General features: G+C 44.3%; 16 protein-coding genes. 5 read left to right on the top strand and 11 right to left on the bottom strand.

Annotated elements, in window-relative coordinates; translation table 11 throughout:
• Positions 1 to 484 precede the first annotated feature (484 nt).
• Positions 485 to 1858 (top strand): cyclic 2,3-diphosphoglycerate synthase, encoded by a 1374-nt coding sequence (locus tag IQ219_RS05640; RefSeq protein ID WP_228016734.1) that lies wholly within the window; start codon positions 485 to 487, stop codon positions 1856 to 1858.
• Complete coding sequence (locus IQ219_RS05635; RefSeq protein ID WP_194071986.1) at positions 1845 to 2771, top strand: carbamate kinase; 927 nt, start codon at positions 1845 to 1847, stop codon at positions 2769 to 2771. The genes IQ219_RS05640 and IQ219_RS05635 overlap by 14 nt, the downstream gene beginning before the upstream one ends.
• Before the next feature lie 178 nt (positions 2772 to 2949).
• Here the strand turns inward: IQ219_RS05635 and IQ219_RS05630 are convergent, their stop codons facing one another.
• The 9 genes from IQ219_RS05630 to IQ219_RS05590 form a co-directional block, all read right to left on the bottom strand.
• A complete protein-coding gene (locus tag IQ219_RS05630) occupies positions 2950 to 3501 on the bottom strand; it encodes a hypothetical protein (RefSeq protein WP_194071985.1) in 552 nt (183 codons plus the stop codon).
• Between the two features lie 102 nt (positions 3502 to 3603).
• On the bottom strand, positions 3604 to 3885 hold the full coding sequence (locus IQ219_RS05625; protein ID WP_194071984.1) for a hypothetical protein: 282 nt from the start codon (positions 3883 to 3885) through the stop codon (positions 3604 to 3606).
• On the bottom strand, positions 3885 to 6188 hold the full coding sequence (locus IQ219_RS05620; protein ID WP_194071983.1) for an AAA family ATPase: 2304 nt from the start codon (positions 6186 to 6188) through the stop codon (positions 3885 to 3887). The genes IQ219_RS05625 and IQ219_RS05620 overlap by 1 nt, the downstream gene beginning before the upstream one ends.
• 85 nt (positions 6189 to 6273) lie before the next feature.
• Positions 6274 to 6672, bottom strand: coding sequence for a HEPN domain-containing protein (locus IQ219_RS05615; protein WP_194071982.1), 399 nt, complete (start codon positions 6670 to 6672; stop codon positions 6274 to 6276).
• Entirely contained in the window at positions 6662 to 7030 is a 369-nt protein-coding gene (locus tag IQ219_RS05610; protein WP_194071981.1) for a hypothetical protein, read from the bottom strand. The genes IQ219_RS05615 and IQ219_RS05610 overlap by 11 nt, the downstream gene beginning before the upstream one ends.
• A gap of 32 nt (positions 7031 to 7062) precedes the next feature.
• Positions 7063 to 8319: a restriction endonuclease subunit S gene (locus IQ219_RS05605; protein WP_194071980.1), complete on the bottom strand. Its 1257-nt coding sequence runs from the start codon at positions 8317 to 8319 to the stop codon at positions 7063 to 7065.
• Positions 8320 to 8362: 43 nt separating this feature from the next.
• Positions 8363 to 10006, bottom strand: a complete 1644-nt coding sequence (locus IQ219_RS05600) for a class I SAM-dependent DNA methyltransferase (protein WP_194071979.1) — start codon at positions 10004 to 10006, stop codon at positions 8363 to 8365.
• A gap of 18 nt (positions 10007 to 10024) precedes the next feature.
• On the bottom strand, positions 10025 to 12223 hold the full coding sequence (locus tag IQ219_RS05595; RefSeq protein ID WP_194071978.1) for a type I restriction endonuclease subunit R: 2199 nt from the start codon (positions 12221 to 12223) through the stop codon (positions 10025 to 10027).
• 245 nt (positions 12224 to 12468) lie between these two features.
• Entirely contained in the window at positions 12469 to 13536 is a 1068-nt protein-coding gene (locus IQ219_RS05590) for a ribonucleotide-diphosphate reductase subunit beta (protein WP_199309795.1), read from the bottom strand.
• Between the two features lie 224 nt (positions 13537 to 13760).
• Here IQ219_RS05590 and IQ219_RS05585 point away from each other — a divergent pair, with 224 nt between their 5' ends.
• From IQ219_RS05585 to IQ219_RS05575, 3 genes are all read left to right on the top strand, one after another.
• Positions 13761 to 14576, top strand: a complete 816-nt coding sequence (locus tag IQ219_RS05585) for an ABC transporter permease (RefSeq protein WP_190599175.1) — start codon at positions 13761 to 13763, stop codon at positions 14574 to 14576.
• 12 nt (positions 14577 to 14588) lie between these two features.
• Positions 14589 to 15353 (top strand): ABC transporter ATP-binding protein, encoded by a 765-nt coding sequence (locus tag IQ219_RS05580; RefSeq protein WP_190599176.1) that lies wholly within the window; start codon positions 14589 to 14591, stop codon positions 15351 to 15353.
• Between the two features lie 85 nt (positions 15354 to 15438).
• Positions 15439 to 16371 carry an NAD(P)-dependent oxidoreductase gene (locus IQ219_RS05575; RefSeq protein ID WP_194071977.1) on the top strand — a complete coding sequence of 311 codons (933 nt, stop codon included), beginning with the start codon at positions 15439 to 15441 and terminating at the stop codon, positions 16369 to 16371.
• A gap of 113 nt (positions 16372 to 16484) precedes the next feature.
• Here IQ219_RS05575 and IQ219_RS05570 read toward each other — a convergent pair whose 3' ends face one another.
• Both IQ219_RS05570 and IQ219_RS05565 read right to left on the bottom strand, forming a co-directional pair.
• Positions 16485 to 17201, bottom strand: a complete 717-nt coding sequence (locus IQ219_RS05570) for a DUF2993 domain-containing protein (protein WP_190599178.1) — start codon at positions 17199 to 17201, stop codon at positions 16485 to 16487.
• A 194-nt stretch (positions 17202 to 17395) separates the two neighbouring features.
• Positions 17396 to 17944: a cofactor assembly of complex C subunit B gene (locus IQ219_RS05565; protein WP_368667569.1), complete on the bottom strand. Its 549-nt coding sequence runs from the start codon at positions 17942 to 17944 to the stop codon at positions 17396 to 17398.
• Between the last annotated feature and the right edge of the window lies 1 nt (position 17945).

The following is a 17945-nucleotide window of genomic DNA, read 5'->3' as shown; positions in this document are numbered from 1 at the left end:
GAGGAAAGGGATGAACGATCGCCAAACTTACCAGCAGACCGAGGAGAAGATGGCGCCAAAATGGCTTCCTGTAATAGGGCAAAATCCCTTGAAAGATTGAGGCGATCGCCATGGTGCAATGGTGGGGGGAGTAAATTAAAAAAAGGTTGAGTAAAAGACAAAGTTAAAGTTGCCTTAAATTTGACCTATCCTAGCGGTTTTTCTGCGTCAAAATGGGCAATTTTTCGGCTGAACCAGGGTTAAGGAGATGTTTCCCAGGCAAAGTATTGTAACAAGGGTTCTGGGGATAATCCCGTTGGTGTTTATCATAAAAGGTAGAAAAGCAACCGGGGATCAATGCAGAGCAGGGATAAAAACGCGTTAAAACTTCCCGGTTAATCATATTTTGAGCTGGTGTCTGAGCTCGACAAGTTAATCAAACAAACGGACGTTGCCTTGGTGGGGAGTGGTAACGGCGTGGCTTATTGTCCGGAGGAAAGGGGTTATGGTTACGAATGCAATTACTGACAACCGTCGGCGGGTGGTGATTTTAGGAGCTGCGGGGCGGGATTTTCACAATTTCAATCAGGTCTATCGGGATGATTCCCAGTATGAAGTGGTGGCCTTCACCGCTACCCAGATTGCCGGCATTGCCGATCGCCGTTATCCGTCTGGTTTAGCAGGGACACTTTATCCGCAGGGCATTTCCATCATTGAGGAAGGGGAGTTAGAGCATTTTTGCCGGGAAAATCGAGTTGATCAGATTGTATTCGCCTATAGTGATGTGCCCCACCAACAGGTAATGCATCTCGCCTCCCGGGCCTTGGCGATCGGAACGGATTTTGTTCTCCTGGGACCAGATCAAACCATGATCAAAGCCATAGTGCCGGTGATTGCGGTGTCGGCGGTGCGTACCGGCTGCGGTAAATCCCAGGTGAGTCGCTGGTTATCCCAACGGTTACGCCAACTGGGTTTAAGGGTTTGTGCCATTCGCCATCCCATGCCCTATGGCAATCTAGAAAAGCAGACAGTGCAACGGTTTGCCACCTTAGAAGATTTAGACCAGGCCCACTGCACAGTGGAAGAAAGGGAAGAATACGAGCCCCATATCTTAGCCGGCCATGTGGTCTATGCCGGGGTGGATTACGGCCTAATTGTGGAAAAAGCCTCTTTAGAAAGTGATGTCATTCTCTGGGACGGAGGTAACAACGATTTTCCCTTTGTGCGACCGGATTTACACATTGTGCTGGTGGACCCTCTCCGACCTGGAGATGAAAATTTATACCATCCAGGGGAAACGGCGCTGAGGATGGCCGATATTGTCTTAATTCCCAAAACTGATGTGGCTACGGCCGCCCACATTGCCCAAGTTCGGGACTCCATTGCCCAGTTAAACCCCAGTGCCAAAATCATCCAGGGGCGATCGCCGTTACGGTTAGAACCACCCTTGGATCTGCGGGGCAAACGGGTCATTGTGGTGGAAGACGGCCCCACTACCACCCACGGAGGCATGGGCCATGGTGCGGGCTACCAAGCAGTTAAGGACATTGAAAACATTGCAATAGTTGACCCCAGACCCTACGCTGTGCCGGAAATCGCAGCAGTTTACGCTAAATTTCCCCATTTGAGCCAAATTTTGCCCGCCATGGGTTACTTTCCTGCCCAATTAAAAGCTTTGGCCGATACCCTCAATGCCGCTGACGTGGATGTGGTGGTGTCCGGTACCCCCAGTGATCTGGGTCGGTTAATTGCCCTGAATAAGCCATTGGTGCGGGTTTTTTACGATTATGCCGAAGCGGAAGAACCGGGATTAGGCAGCGCTGTGGATTTATTTTTAGCCCAACGGGGGCTAGGGGGCAAAGTCCATGACATCTCCTAACCAAAACCCCAGACCCATTGTCATTGCTTTGGGGGGTAATGCCCTGTTGCAGAGGGGCCAACCTCCAGAAGTGGAAATTCAGAAAGCTAACATTCGCGTTGCGGCCCTGGCGATCGCCAAGGTGGTGCAGGAATATCCTGTAGTGGTCACCCATGGTAATGGCCCCCAGGTGGGTTTACTGGCCCTGCAGGGAGAATGTGAAAAATCCTGTAAGCCCTACCCCCTAGACGTTTTAGGGGCAGAAACCGAAGGCATGATCGGCTATCTCCTGGAACAGGAATTACGCAACCAACTGCCCGGCCGGGACGTGGTCACCCTCTTGACCCAAATTGTGGTCGATCGCCAGGATCCAGCTTTTTTGCGCCCCAGCAAACCCATTGGCCCCATTTATGACCTCCCCCAGGCCCAACAGTTGGCCCAGGCAAGGGGGTGGGCGATCGCCGCTGACGGCCAAGGTTATCGTCGGGTGGTAGCTTCCCCGGAACCGCAACGCATCATTGAGCTACCCACCATTCAACTGCTAGTCAACAGTGGTGCCCTGGTAGTATGTGCCGGGGGCGGGGGCATTCCCATTGTGGTAGATGAAGCCGGGGGCATGCAGGGGGTGGAAGCTGTGATCGACAAAGACTTGGCCGCCGCTCTGTTGGCCAAAAATCTCCAAGCCCAGGGGTTACTACTCCTCACCGATACCGATGGTGTGTATGAAAACTGGGGCACTAATTACGCCCACCGTTTCGAGCAAACCACCCCGAAAAATCTACGCCGTTACCGTTTTGCGGAGGGTTCTATGGGACCAAAAGTGGAAGCGGCCTGTCGCTTTGTGGAAGGCACTGGGCAGTGGTGTGGCATTGGCCAGCTAGGGCAAGCCTGGGAAATCATCCACCAGCAGGGAGGTACAATGATCACCCCTTAGGCGCAGTTCTTGGTTTTCCACTTACCTTACTGACGGTCAATGGCAACATCAGAGAAATGAATGGCTAGGTTACAGAGCAACCCTGGGAGAATAGGGCTTCGAGCCTTATGCCCTCAACAAAATAATAATGGTTCCAGCGATTATCTCAGACTTCTCAAACGTCACCTTAATTGTTCAATTAGGAAACAGTGAAATAATGTTGTAATTTATGTTTTCTTGAGTTTTTATCAAATTCTTTTTGAAGTTCATCACGTCGAGTGCGGCTGATTCTTGTCCATGTGGTAGTTTCTTTGGGGTCACGACTAATACTAAAACTGTGGCCTGACTGTATGCCAACAAGATTGGTCAAAATGAAGCGGTCATGGATTTTATCCCAAATGAAAACATCCACCTCTAATTTCTGAGGTTGAATGCAGGATTCTAAACGTCTACGAAACAGTCTTTCAAAATCAGCCACTGTCATACCTGACCCAAGGTGAGAAAGATGTATTTCAATCAAGGGAGGATCGTCAGATTGATTGATTGCCTTTAAAATATGGTCAAATTCTTGATAATCAGGTTGATTTGGATTGAAATATGGGTCAATAAAAATAAATGAATTGGCATGGTTCAGAAGAATTTTTAAGTGCATTAAATAATCTTGAGTCTGTCGTCTTAAGCCAATAGAATGGCTCCGATTAGCCCACCAATCTGCTTTTTCAAGATTTTCAATAGATGCGATAAGTCCCAAATGAGAATCGACAGGTTGAGATTTAATTATTTTAACCGTATTCTTTGAGGCAATGATTCCATCAAAGGGCTCTTCTTTATAGGAGGCTATCGCCTCCTCAAACTATTCTTCTAAGGAAGTTGGATTATTGGCTCTAGCGGATTTAACAGGGCGTAGGTATTTGTTTTTTATAAAAGCATCAAGAATATACTTTGTATTGGCGTGTTTTGTAGGTAAATTCTTAACATATTGTAACCATTTACCATTATAAAGATTACGAATTAAAGCTTCTTCATGGAGTAGATTCTCTTTCAAACTTTTGAGATACAGAGCGCAAATAGTTGTGCTTTCGTAGGCAGATTGATCAAAAACACAAGGCGATAAGGCATATTCTGAGACGATCATTAGGCAAATACCTCTTCCAATCCTTCTTCAAAGAAACCACCAGGCCAAGACTTTTTAAGTTCCCCTTTGCGATTCAGGGGCATTTCCAAGACTATACTCCCTTCAGGATCAGGATCAACAAAGATTACTGAAATATCGTCAGGCGTCACGGGGGAAATGCCTTCAGGAAGCTCTTCATAATAAGTTTCCCGCATTCGCCGCATAATTCGCAATAAGAGGTGTTCACTGTGGGTTTCGAGGATAAATCGGTTTTGTTGTTGTCCAAGAGCTGATTCAATAAATACATCTCCGAGTTCTGCTTGGAGCTTAGGATGGAGGTGGATCTCCGGTTGTTCAATTGCGACCAGAGAGTCTGATAAACCATAGCTGGAGACCAGAATTGGAATTACTTGGCTGATCCCAATGCCCACATCTCGATGGCTAACAACGGTATCAGAACGTTTGTCAATCAAAACTAGGTCTGATACCTTATCGCCTATTCTATCGTTAAGCTTATCAATCCAGGTTTCTATTGCGGTATTAATATCACTTGTAGTATCAATAATTTCTTGAATATCGGGAAGAATTGCATCAGGTTTCTCAAAGTCAAGAGTTGATGATTGGATAATATCTGCAATTCTCTGGACTTCAGCAAGAGTACTTGTATAACTTGTACTATTTAATCCCATGATTAAGAATGCTAAAAAATCATGCAGTTCTTTATTGACAATGGAAGGTAACTCTTTTTCTAGTTCCATCGTCGGTAGTAAGGAACGTACTGCAATTTCATAGGGGGATTTCATTCGCTCTTCATCCCCTAACCAGAGATTAACCTTACGACGGACTTCAGAATCCTTTAAGAGAATATCCCATGCAAATCCGCCACCGGAGTTCCAATTATCATCTTGTTGACGAGAAAAAGCAAAATGACGGGGGGGGTAGGTACGAAAGGGGCCAAGATAGCGAAATGTCTTGATTTCAGTTTCAATTTCGTTAATTATCCCTTGAAGTAATTGATTAAGATGATAAAGAAAGAATTTTTTTATATCGCTTAGAAGGATATCCCATTGAGGATCATCTAAGGGATATTCAATCTTATTTGAATAATATTCTAAATTTTCGCTTTCAATTTTTAAATATTGAGGAAAGAAAGAATCAATCTGAGAAGTAATATTGGGAACAATTTCGTTAAGAATTACTTTGATCTCTTCGGAAGTAGAAACCGAGAAAAGCTCTAATTTGATAATAGTAGTGATTAGTTGTTTGATAATAGGATGTTCTAAGTTAAGGCTATCTAACTGTAAGTTCCCCTGATGTCGAAAGGTCATGGACAAGACAGTTTCTTGATCTGCTTCTAAAGTAAAAGCTCTGATTGTAACTTTTTCAAACTTGGTAATTTTTTCTGTTATCTGGGGAGGGATTCCAATTCCAATGCGAACAGTTATTTGTCTAATATTGCTCATTAGCTCAGTTAATTCAATATCAGAAAAATTTAGTTTTTGAGGATCGAGATCAACAGCCCACTGGACTTGAGAGGTGCGATCGCGCTTATAGACGTATTGACCAAATCCGCCCAGATCAACCGAGTCACCACCTACTTTCGTTTGATGAACATCAAAATCACCCTCCTCCGTCATTGCATGGTGGGCTAGTAACAAGCTATGCAAAATACTCGATTTACCAGAGCTATTGGCTCCATAAATGAGGGTGATAGGACGCAATGGAATACTTTGAAGATCTGAGAAGGCTTTAAAGTTACCAATTTTTAAATTATTAATTGATTGCCCTTTTTTTGTCGTAGCAATCTTATTTTTTATTGATTTTTCAGATATTGCTCTCTCTAGTTTAAATCTTTCTCCTGAAATGATATTTCTACTCTTTTTTATATGGGAAACTGTAACAATTTTAATATTGTAGTCTGATGCTGCGATTGCTAAACCCATCGACATTTCTTTAGTTCCACTTGTGCAGCCAGCAAAAATTTCTGCATTTGAGTTTAAATCTTTCGCAAGTAATATACTTTCGATGGAAATTCGATAACATTCCATCATATCATCAGGATTGTTAATTGTTTTTATCTTAAAATTTGAACCTAAATTAACTTGGGTTGGTATATTTGGTAACTTTTCATCTGAGTTAAAACCAGCTCTTATCTGACAAGGGGTATCTTCTCCAATAACCTGATTTATTGTTCCTTCCGCTCCATCGACACAAATAAAGATTACGTAATCGGCACTAACTTCTTTAATTGTTTCTGTTACCGGCGTGCATATAGTTCCGACTGAGGTAATTAAAATCTTTTTGGGCAAGTTTTTTTTAGCCATAATACTTTTGCTGAATTTACTTTTCTAAGTGTTAAGCTTTTAAGCTTGTCGTCTTAGTGTCAAGATGTTTAAAAAGTTTAATCAGTTATTGATTTTTTAATTCTATTGTTTTAACTAATTCAGTAACTTTGTTGAGAATGTTCTGGGCAAGCTTGAGAGATAATCTTGTTCTACTATGTAAGTTTGGCACGATATCATTATAGTCTGCTTGGTTTCTCTCTTGACGCAAGCGACTTAAGTCGTTGGCAATTTCTCTCATTGGCGGATTGTTATGAGCGAGAGCTTGAAATGTTGTGGCGACAAATTGATGCTCGTTTTCACCGCGTTTTGAGGTTTCGTTGCGATGGTCTCTAAGGTAGTTTCTGGCGATACAAAACGCAGCATAGTAGGCTCGACTGATGGAGGCGCGTTGTCTGGCCTCATTGGTTTCCGCTTTGATGAGGTCTTGGGCTAGGGTAAAGTATTCTGTCCAATCAAATTTCATCGAAGTCTATATGAATTTCTAGGTCATTATTCACTAAATCGGAAGCATCTAACCACCAATCTTGATCGAGTTGTTTAAGTTGATCAAAGGCGGTATCCGCATCGAGTTGGGTGTTAATAATGATAAAGAGCTTTTCCCAGTGAGGAATTTCAGGATCATAAACAATTTTAAGGGTAAGTTTTTCGTGAAGAAATTGTTTACGGATTTGTTTTTCGGCTTCTAGTAAGGCAAAGGTTAGATTTTTGTGTTGAGCTAGGTAAGCGAGGACATTGGTGGGTTCGAGTAAAGTGTATTTGTCGATAATTTGGTGAATAATCTGGTTATTGAGAGGGACTGAAGTTGTTTCTGTGGCTAGCATTTTGATTTAGTCCTTTGAATATGCATTAAGGTTTAAAAGAGAGTCGGCTGAAGGTTGAGGGCTTTGGTTTGGTGTTCCATTTCTTGTAAGAGTTCAGTCATGTGGGCTTCTCGCCATTTTGCAGTTAAGTCTCCTGAAAAAGCACGATAGAGAAGAATTTGAAATAAATTTTCTAGTTTATCTCTAGCTTGGGTTATTCCTGATAATATTTTTTGTAATTCTAAAGAAACTGCATCAAATTTTTTAAGACTTTCTTGAGATGGAATAAAAATAGGTAATTTCAAAAGATATTCTGTATCAAATTTTCTTGTGCCGTGACCTGCGGTTCCTACCTGTGACAAAATAAATTTACTTAATGCTTTTAAAGTTGCGTGTAAATAAGTAGAATTGATTTTATTACAGTTTGGTGTCAATGCTTTCATATCTTGATTAATTGTTAATCGAGTTCCTGCTAAAGCAATAGGAATCGTATGGGCTAAAATCATCCCTCTGACTACAATTAAAATTGATCCAGCTTCAACATATTTAACATTAGTCTCTTGAATAGCCAGATCGGTTATATGATCAATAGAATCATAAATAATATCTCTTTTCATGTCTTTTGCAGAAACCCAAGGAATATCACCGTCCCAATAATCTGGATTCTTTTTTGAAGGAGTTCCACCGCTTTGAATATTAACTAATTTTCCTAAAGGTTCTGTTTGCTCAATATCCCAATTTGCAGGATCGCCGAACATTTTAATAAATAAGGCGGGTAAAATGCGCTCTGATAGGGCATCGGCTTCGCCCCGTTGTTTGCGGAGTTCGTCAGCACGATCTAAAATTTCAACAATTCGCTTTTGTTCAGATAGTGGCGGCAGTGGAATATCCCAATTTTCTACCTGTTTAACAGTAATTCCTTTAACAGTTACACCAACACCTTGTCTTTCAATAGAATTAGAAATAGATTTAAGGTAATATAGCAGATAGTTGGGATAGATAACTTGAGAGCAAAAAAGAGCTTTCAAGTCTTGATTAATAGCAACATCTACAGTATTAATAACAACTTTACCTAATCCCATTCGAGTTGCCAAAATAATATTTCCCGCAGGAATAAGATTGCTGGCACTTAATTTAATAGCCTCCTCATTAATATGTTCCTGCGTGTCACTTAAATATATTTTGTCTGATAAATCTTTAATCGTAGCCCAAGGAATATTTCCGTTATAAAATTCTGGGTTTTCGCGGCGAGGCGTCCCACCGCCTTTTATTTTTACAATATCTCTAAGCTTAACTTTTAACCATTCCATAAAATCAACCTCTTAAATTTGGAAATAAGTAATCTTTAATCCCCTAACTAATTTCCTGCAAAAGCCTTTCTAAACCAAAGGCAATTTTTCGCTCAATTTCCAAAACCTCAGTGATCAAAACCGTCGGATCATCATCCGAAACCGCTTCAGCTACCTGGGGCTTATACCGTCCCGCCGCTAAATTGTAATCATTAGCGATCACCGTCTCCAAACTCGCCCACCAACAACGGGGTTCTTCAGTACCCGCCGTTAATAACGTTCCTGTCTCAACGCCTGGGGGCTGCCTAAAATCCGAAGCCTTATAATCATGCCAAGCCCTTAACAAAGCAGGAATATCATTGGCATCAGGCGTTTCAGGTCGTCCTCCCCCCGTAATCTTATCGGGATCAAAACCGTCATTTTTCACCTCATAAAACCAAACCTGCTTCAGACGATTAGACTCAGGAGCAAGAGGCTTACGAAATACCAAAACCGCCGTTTTTACTCCCGTATAGGGCTTAAAGACCCCCGCCGGTAACGACACCACCGCCAACAAATCAAAATCCTTCAATAACTTTTGTCGTAAATCTGTATGGGCATTAGTCGAACCAAACAATAACCCCTCTGGAACCACCACTGCACAACGTCCCCCTTCTGCCAATGACTTCATAATCGCCGCGAGAAACAATAACTCACTTTTCTTAGAATTTGTGGGTAAATCTTCTCGAATTGAATCCTTGGGTAACGTTCCCGCAAAAGGAGGGTTTGCTAAAACAACTTTGTACTGCCGCTTTAAATCATCCTCACTCAGTCCTCCCAAATCCGATAACACATTCGATAACTTGATCTTGGCATTACGGGCATTGTGCAGCACCAAATTCATGATCGCAATGCGTAACATCTGCCGTGAAACGTCAAAACCGTAGATAGAAGCTTCCAAAATTCCCCAGTCGGGTAGCTTGTCCCCTATCCCCTTGCGATAGGTTTGCAGATTAGCAATCTCCTTTTTCACCTCCGCTAGACTTTGACCCCGCTTATCCAGCCAGTCCTCTCCATAAATAGGGATTTCCACAGGAGACTCACTATACTTCGCCGCAATATAGTCCAACGAATCAATTAAAAACCCCCCCGTCCCCATTGCCGGATCGCAAATACTCTCCCCAAACTCTGGATCAACCATCTCCACCATAAAAGAGCGAATCTGGCGGGGAGTGCGAAATTGACCATTTAACGCCGATTGCCCCAAATGGGTCAGTAAATATTCAAAAATATCCCCCTTAATGTCCTGCCCTAACTTGCTGAGTTCCAGGGAATCTAACTCATCCACCACCGTTTTCAGTACATTGGGATCGGAAATTTCTAACACCGCATCTCGAAAGTAATCCGCGACCTTCGGCGCATCCTTAACCAAGGAATTAGCCATATAGGGAAATACCTCATCTCGCAGAAAATCCCTGAGATCCATCCCACTCTTAAATCGCCACTTTGACCACCGATACCGTTCCGCTTGCTGAGGAAACAGAAATTTTGTCCCTTCGCTCTTACCTGTCAAACGGGCCTGAATTTCCCGCTGAGCATCTTCCTCATCCAATAACTTCAAGTAAATCAAATAGGAAATTTGTTCGATATAAGTCACCGGATTGGTGATCCCCCCCGCCCAGAGGGTATCGGTCAAACCATCTAATTTGCGCCGTAAGTCTTGATCCATAACCTTTTCAGAATGTCCCTAACCGTCGGTTCCTGTTCTATCGTTGAGAAAAACGGAACGATTTAAGTCCTCAAACAAGTCTCTTAACCCCTGCTCTCCAAACAATTCTATCCCTAAGCCTGCGGCATTCAACACTGACAGAGGCGGCTGGAAGAGATCTTCAAGGTTTAGTTGTCCCTTAGCAATACCGCGATTTTTTAACAAAGACAGGTATTGGGCCTGTTCCGGGGTAAAAGACTTGGCGATCAACCAAGCGCGGAAAATTTCTTCCTTCTGCTCTGCCAAGCTCTTAATCTTAACCAGTTTCAGGGCCGCTTTAATAAAATCAATCAAATTACTTTGCTGGTTGTTGTAGGCTCGGCGTAAATTCTCCTCATTAAAGTAATACCTGGGTTGGTTAAGCTGTTGCTCTAACTGGGTTTCTTCCTCTTCCGTCAAAAACGCACCTGCTCGAATTTTTTGCAAGATGGGATCATCAGCCACTTGGTTATTGATCGTTTCTTCCCAAATGCTGACGTAACGCCGTTTATCCAGTTGTTCCCCATCATTGCCGATTTCCACATACTGCACCGCCTCCTTCCAGTGATCGCCGATTCCCAATTCGATTAATTCTCTGGGAGGATGGGGGCCACCACCAGAACCGCCCGAACTGCGACCTGTTCCCGTACCCGCAAAAAAATCCTCATCGCTGTCGTTGAAATATTTGTGATTGCGGAAAAAGTCATAGATCATGAATCGCTGTTTGCCAATATGGGGCGCGACCCTGGTTCCCCGACCTCGAATTTGCTGATATAAAATCGGGCTACGAATACGACAACACATGACCAAATGCAACACTTCCCGACAGTCAAAGCCTGTACTGAGCATATCCACACTGACCGCAACCTGGGGATAATCCTCGTATTTAAAACGGCGAATCAAGTCATCGGCATTGGCTACATCACTGGTGATCACCTCTGCGTATTTTCCTTTACATTCGGGATGGAGTTCATTGAGATAACGGGTTAATCGGGCCGCGTGACTTTTCGTGATGGCAAAAACAATGGATTTACCAGGGCCAATTTTCTGACCAGGGGCTAATTCCAAATAATTTTCCCAAGCCAGCCGATCAAATTCCTCCATCATTAGGCGATTGGTGTCTTCATTCGTCCATTTGCGCTCAAAGGCCGCTGGATCATACTCCACACCGTCTTTCTCGGCCCCATCTGCCAGTATTTCGGTGATTCCCTTAGCAAAGGTATAGGGGACTAAATACTCACTCTTAAAGGCATCCTGAATGGGATAGGAAAAATCAGGCTGTTCATTGCGACATTGATAAAAATTAAAGGTATTGCGGTCAATGTAGCCTGCGGGAGTTGCCGTCAAGCCTAAATGAAACGCATCAAAGTAGGTCAAGGCCGTTTGCCAGGCTCCATAGATAGAGCGGTGACATTCATCGGCAATCACAATGTCAAAATAACCACTGGTAAATTCGGGGTAACGCCCAATCATCGTCTGCAAAAGGGCGATCGTGATTTGTTTCTCCTGTCGAACGATGCCAGGCTTTAGCCAATAGCTGTCGTATTGCAGGAGAATATCGGTGATAGATTCCCTCGCCTGTTTGGCTAGTTGCTCCCGATCCACTAAAAACAGAATTTTTTCCGCAATCCCCGCATCAATCAACCGTTTGATTTGCAAACAAATTAGGTCAGTTTTTCCTGTTCCCGTTGGTAATTCAATCAAAAAACGTCGTTTACCCAACTCAAGAGCATGATCCATTGCTCGCATTGCTTCCTGTTGGTAGGGACGCACTTCACGGGTTTCCCCTTGCTGTAGGTAGTAGTCAGGAATGGCAATCGTGGCTAAGGGTTTACGATTTGAGCGCATTTCAACCAAACGCTCTAGATCTCGCCTTGAAAAAAAAGAATTAACGAGCCGAGCATCGTCATTAAGGTAATCCCAAAAATAAATCAGTTCTCCATTGGTCAAGAAAATAAAGGAAGCTCTTAGATTTTGGGCATAGGGTAGGGCTTGCTGTTTTGCTGTATAGGGATCAATCGCATTTTTTTTTGCTTCAATAACGGCCAGCGATCGCCCTCTTTGATCCAGCAACACATAGTCAGGTTTGCCTACCTCAGTTTTTATTTCCGTCACAACCTGAGATTTGTCGGCAGGATTCCACCCCGCTTGCCGTAGCTGGTCATCGATGATGATTCGGGCATCAGTTTCGTTACTCAATCTACCAACCTACTTTTGATTCTCCAAACATAAAAATAAAATGGCCAAATGTCTTGATTACAGATTTTACTGCCAATCCGAACACGATTAACGCAGCTAAAGTACAAAGGAAGCTGTTGGTTAGATAAAGACCCATTTATTCCACACGAAAATAGGGGGAGGGCCTAAATGGATCTTGTTCTTTGTCATAGAAACTGACCACAATAGTCGAAACCTTGCCAAAAAACAGCTTAGGTGATTCATCCCTAAATTTCATCCCAACCAGCTACCCCAGAAGACATCACATAGCTAGTCACCGTTGCTTCAAAGAAGTTCGCCTTGGTGTGGGCTTCTTTTTTCGTATCGGAAAAACGCTCCAAGTGGGTGTAGGGACTTTTTCCATAGCGGGGTTCATTGTAAAGGGGATCCAAGCCGATCGCCCGCAGACGACTGTTAGCAAGGTATTTGGTGTACTGTTCCGTACTAGATTCTGTAATGCCGAGAATATTGTTGCCAACAATGTGGTTAGTCCAACGACATTCAAACTCCACTGCCTTGTCAAACATTTCATAAATTTGATCTGTGGAGTGGGTGAAGACTTGCATCGCTTCGGGAATTAGCTTTTGGTAGAGACGCACGTGGCTCAACTCATCCCGGTTAATCATTTTAAAAATGTCGGCGGAACCGGGCATTAACATGCGGGAAGCCAGATTGTAAAAGTAAATGAAACCATTGTAGAAGTATAATCCTTCCAACAAATAGTCCGCCATTAAGGCGACAAAGTAATTTTCCTGGGTGGGATGATCGACATATTTTTGGTAGAGCATGGCGATGTACTCGCACCGTTCTTTTAACACCCGGTCTGTGCGCCAAAATTCGTACACTGTATCCCGCTTTTCTGTGGGAATAATCGTCTCGATCATGTACTGGTAGCTCTGGTTGTGCATGCCCTCCTGGGAAATTTGCTCCGCCATACAAAGGCTAATTTCTGGAGCGGTAACGCTACTTTTCAAATGGGGAATGTTACAAGTTTGGACAGAATCTAGAAAGGTCAAATAAGACAAAATCCCGTCGAAAGCATACCGTTCTTCGTTAGTTAAGTTCCAGTAATCAGTAACATCCTGGGTAATGTCTAAGCGCTGGGGAATCCAAAAGTTCTCTCTCATTTGCTGGTACAAACCCACTGCCCAGTTATAGCGGACATCGTTGAGTTGCATCAAGTTAGTGGTGTTGCCAAACCAAATGGTACGGTTCTCCACGGAATCGTTGCCAGTGGGGTTAAAAATGGGGGTCACAGGCATGGGCGCTGTGGGATTAACGGTGCTGACAACCATGGAATTTGGGCAGGGAGATTTGTGAACTGGCCTATTCTAACCTCGCTAGCAGATTTTTTCGAGCGCTTGAATTAATGGTGATTTCAAAAATCAGCACACTGTTTTCCCATTGGTTCAGAAAAGCCTGATTAGTTCACACGATCCAACTATCTCGACAAAGGCCACACAACTCTATACAATTCTTGTTTAGCTCGGCGCCGCCCCGCAATTTTTTAGAATTTTTTATGGCTCTTTCGCTACCGACAAGGGTGAACTGGTCCCCCATTCAGCGCTACTTAGAACTTTTACAGATATTAGTGGAGCGCAACCTGAAAGGCCGTTACCGGGGTTCCTTTTTAGGGGTTTACTGGTCATTGCTAAACCCCCTAATTATGACGGGGATTTATGCGGCCATTTTCGGCGCAGCCTTTGCCTCCTTTTATGGTTCCGCTCTGAACTATGTCCTGGCGGCCTTTACGGGGCTGTTGGTGATTAACTTTTTTTCCTCTTCCACCAGTCAAGCTCTGTCCAGTGTGGTGGCCAGTGGGGGGCTAATGAACAAGATCAAACTGCCCATCAGTGTTTTTCCCCTGTCCATGATCATTGCCAACGTTTTCCAATTTGTGGTGGGGCCACTCCCCCTATTGGCGATCGTGACTATTTATAAGTCTTGGGAGTCTGGCTGGTGGTTGGTCAATGCCCTTTGCCTTTTCTTTCCCCTCTTGGCCCTGAGCCTAGTGTGCACTGGGGTGGGTTTTTTTGTCAGTGCCCTTTATGTGTTTTTCCGAGATTTGCCCTACTTTTACGAGCTAGTTACCTTCATGCTCTGGATTGGCTCGCCTATTTTTTATCCATCGGAAATTGTGCCGGAACAAGTGCGTCGCTTTTTAGTCATCAACCCCCTGTTACCGATCATTGACAGTATTCGTCAAATTTCCCTGTCAGGGGATTTGCCCGAGTCTGGTTTGATCGTCCATGGACTATTAAATGGTTTAATCTTATTGGCCTTGGGTTGGTTCTGCTTTCGCTCCTGGCAAAAGAATTTCATGGATTTGTTGTAAAGCTAATTTTAGATGTCTGAAGTTATTCGTCTTGATAAGGTTTCTTTGTACCGTCGAACCCAGGAGGAGTTTTCCTACGACCTGAAGCGCACCGTACTATCTTTTATTGAAGGTAAGTATCGTAAGCCTTCCCGTAAGCTGATCCTAGACAATATAGATTTTACGGTGGTGACGGGGGAAAAAATTGGCATCATCGGCTCCAATGGTTCGGGGAAGTCCACTCTACTTAAGGTGATTTGCGGCATTTTGGAACCCTCCGCTGGCAGTCTAAGGGTAAGGGGAGAAATAGCCCCCTTAATTGAGTTGGGAGCTGGCTTTGACCCGGATCTATGTGTGCGGGATAACATCATTCTCTACGGCGTCATGCTGGGATTTTCCCGCCAGGAAATGTTGGACAGGGTAGATTCCATCCTTGATTTTGCTGAGTTGCAGACCCTGGGTGATATGCCGGTGAAGTCTCTTTCTTCGGGGATGTCGGCCCGGTTGGGCTTTGCCATTGCCACCGATGTGGAACCGGATATTCTAATTTTGGATGAAGTCCTGTCGGTGGGGGATGAGAGTTTTAAGCATAAGTCCCAGGCCCGCATGGATAAGCTCTGGGGGCACAACACTACTATTCTGGTAGTTTCCCATAGCCTGAGTTTTATCCAAGATGCCTGTCCTACTACCATTTGGCTAGACCGGGGGGTAGTGCGTTACATGGGCAAAACCTCCGAGGCGATCGGGCAATATCTGGAGGAGGTCAAACGCCACGACGCCCTCACTATCCCGCAATAATTCTGGCAAGTTGCCCCTTTTTTGCTTTACTGGGAACGGATATTTTTTGCTCAACAATAGTTAAAGAGAACATGGAGGAGTGATTATGAAAATTTTGATTACCGGTGGCGGCGGCTACATTGGTTCTGTCCTAACCCCCACTTTGTTGGCGGCGGGTTACGAGGTAACCGTGATAGACAACTTCATGTTCCAGCAAAATAGCTTGGCGGAATGCTGTCAGTATGAAACCTTTAACGTTATCCGGGGGGATTGCCGCAAGGAAGACCTTATTAAAGAACAGCTTAAAACCGCCGATGTAATCATTCCCCTGGCGGCCCTAGTGGGTGCTCCCCTGTGCAGTCGCGATCAAATTGGTACTAAAACCACTAACCAGACGGCGGTGGAAATGATCTGTCAACTTGCCAGCCCCCAACAGCGGATTTTGATGCCAGTTACCAACAGTGGCTACGGCATTGGGGAAAAGGGTAAATTTTGTACCGAAGAAAGTCCCCTGCGACCCATTTCCCTCTATGGGGTAACTAAGGTGGAAGCGGAAAAAGCGGTGTTAGCCCGGGATAACGGCATGACCTTTCGCCTAGCGACAGTATTTGGTATGGCTCCCCGAATGCGGGTGGATTTGTTGGTCAATGACTTTGTGTACCGCGCCTTTTACGACCGGGCAGTGGTTATTTTTGAAGGTCATTTCAAGCGCAATTATATTCATATCCGGGATGTGGCTAAGGTGTTTCTCCATGGCTTGGAAAACTTTGAATCCATGAAGGGTAAGCCCTATAACGTTGGTTTGGAAGATGCTAATTTATCCAAGCTGGAACTTTGTGGCGAAATTCGTAAATATCTGCCCAATTTTGTTTATCTAGAAGCTCCCATCGGAGAGGATCCAGATAAGCGGGATTACATTGTTTCCAACCAGAGGATTTTGAGCACTGGCTTTACTCCCGACTGGTCTTTGGGACGGGGTATTCAAGAATTAATCAAGGGTTATACCATCTTGAGAAACAGCGTTTATTCCAACGTGTAAAAAGTGTTTGAACTCCCCCCTGATTCACCAAGTTGGGGGGAACTAGATACAAATCATCAACTGTTGGGGAATTTAGGGGGTAGATAACAACTTTATCAACGTGATGCCAAGGTTCAAGGGCGGATTAATACTCGACCAAGACAGAAAAGCTCGCCATTGTTTAGATCGAGGGATTCAAGATCCACATCTTCCCCTAAATCAACGGTCAAACGCTCTAAGTTTCGGTTGGCAATCGCCGGTAGTCCTAGTAGGGTAATGTCTTCGAGATGTAGGGTTTTGGGACTGGCCAATTGGAGGCGAGCCTGCACTAAAAGATCATGGCTTTGACCCTGGGGGTCTTGTACTTCACCCTTGAGCTGAAAAGATTGATTCTCCAAGGCGATCGCCTGCCAAAGGAAAGTGTAATTTTCTAACTGGCCCTGGGGATCTGCCACCCCCTGTTCCGCTAACAAAGCCACCAACAATTCCCCAAAAGCACCGGCCAGTAAGGTGGATGTTAGGGATGCCTGGAGATGGCTTTGGGAGATTTGTAACTCTCCACTGACCCGAATTGGTTCCAATAATTTGAGGGGCTTCCCCTTGATTACTTGACCAATGTTAATGCGGATATTTTCCCCCCGGAGTAACACCTTTCCTAGTTGTAGGCCTTGGTAAATGGCTCTATCACTGCTGAGGGCAACCCTGGGTACATAACCCCGCAAAATTTGTCGGTCTTTGCCGTCAATTTCCAACTCCAAACTCTCCACCGTTTCCACTTGGGAACGGAGCCAAAGCCTCAAGGCAGGGGCTAAAATTTTACCAATCAAATTACTGTCAACGGCTAAGCCCATGGGTTTGAAATTTAGTTGTTATCAAGCAAAGTTAACGGAACAAAAATTGAAAAATAAATAAGTTAGTCTGGGCAAATTCTCCATAAATACAGCAAACCTTGCATCAACTTAATCAGCATAAAACAGGCGTAATTCCTATGCTTTAAAAGTTTTACCGCACTACCTTAGATACTGTAACCGCTGTATCACTCATATTAATGGGAACTTCCTCCTTGCCAATCTAGGGGAAATTGGGCCTGTAATTCCCGCAACTCGTCCCGATGGGCGGTGATAGTTAGAGGATATTGCCCTGGATGGGAGGGTTGATCCGGGTCCCCCAATTCCAACGTAATCGCTTCTACCCTGGCCGCTTTTTGCCAGTAAAAAGTTCCCGCTAGGGGAGCTAACCAGAGTAGAAAGAAAAAGAGAAAACCCCGTTGGGGCCAAAATACGGCTAACACCAAAGCAAGGCAGAGCAGTCCTAGGGCCGCCAACAAACTCAAAAACACCGCTAAAAATGGACTAGCCTGTACATTCCCCTCAAAGGCGATCGCCTGTTGGACTGGGTCAATGTTGGTAATGCGGTAGGCCCGGTTATTGAAATAAGTTTTAATCTCATCCAATATGCCCGCCTGGGGATTATCGATCCAAGCCCGGATTTTCTGGGTTCGGTCTTTAACCGAAGAACGGATGAAAAACACCAAGCCAATCAGGGAAAAAATGGTAAAAAATAGGGTGGAGCCGAGAACGGGTAAATCCATAATA

This window comes from Synechocystis sp. LEGE 06083 (assembly GCF_015207725.1).
In the GTDB taxonomy this organism is placed as follows: domain Bacteria; phylum Cyanobacteriota; class Cyanobacteriia; order Cyanobacteriales; family Microcystaceae; genus Synechocystis; species Synechocystis salina.
The sequence above is the reverse complement of the archived record's forward strand: the minus strand, read 5'-3'. Positions and strand labels throughout refer to the sequence as shown.